The sequence below is a fragment of the Brachybacterium sp. HMSC06H03 genome, assembly GCF_001807385.1.
Lineage (GTDB): Bacteria > Actinomycetota > Actinomycetes > Actinomycetales > Dermabacteraceae > Brachybacterium > Brachybacterium conglomeratum.
Genome location: NZ_KV788919.1, coordinates 1 through 706, shown reverse-complemented (window position 1 = coordinate 706; position 706 = coordinate 1). Strand labels below are relative to the sequence as shown.

Here is a 706-nt window from a genome sequence, read left to right as displayed (position 1 = left end):
GGTGCGGCCGCGGCGCGGGTGGGTCGCTCAGCCGAGCGCGCCGGCGATGACGCCGTCCGCGCGGTGCAGCACGGCCGCGAGCTCGGCGCGGGTCACCGCCTGCTCGCCCTGCCAGTGCGTCGACCCGTCGGGAGCCATCCCGGCGCTGGTCAGCCAGGCCGCGTCCGGCGAGATTCCCCCAGGGATGTCCTTCCCCTCGGCCGCGCCGGACCCGTCGGCCCCGCCCGCGGGCCAGACCGCGCCGATCCCCGCGAGGGCGGGACGCAGCAGCGCGGCGAGCATCCCCGAGGCGCCCTCCCGGGTCGCGGGATCCTCGGGATGGACCTTCAGCTCGGCATCGCCCCAGAGCGCGCCGCGGCCGTGCAGCCACAGCAGGGCGGAGGCCTGCGCCGGGTCCTCGCCGAGGTCGACGATGAGCACCGGCACGTCCTCGAGCGGCACCGCGGGGGTGCCTGCGAAGCGGTGCAGGGCCGCGGCGACCTCGCCTCGGGTCACGACCGCGTCCGGCGAGAAGGCGCCGCCGACCGCGGGCAGCACGCCGGTGTCGTCCGCCCAGAGCATCGCCTCGAGCCCGGCATCGCCGTCGGCCACATCGGAGAACGGGCTGGTGGCGGGGCCGAGCATGCGCGGGAGCACGACCCCGGCGGAGACCGCGCCGACCGCGGCGGCGGTCGCGGCACCCGCGAGGAGCAGGGTGCGGCGCGGC

Annotated in this window: 1 protein-coding gene; it reads right to left on the bottom strand. The window is 78.9% G+C overall.

Annotated features, from left to right (window positions below; all coding sequences use genetic code 11):
* Nucleotides 1-27: 27 nt before the first annotated feature.
* On the bottom strand, nucleotides 28-706 hold a 679-nt coding region (locus HMPREF3159_RS13575; protein WP_141748238.1), incomplete at its 5' end, for an S-layer homology domain-containing protein.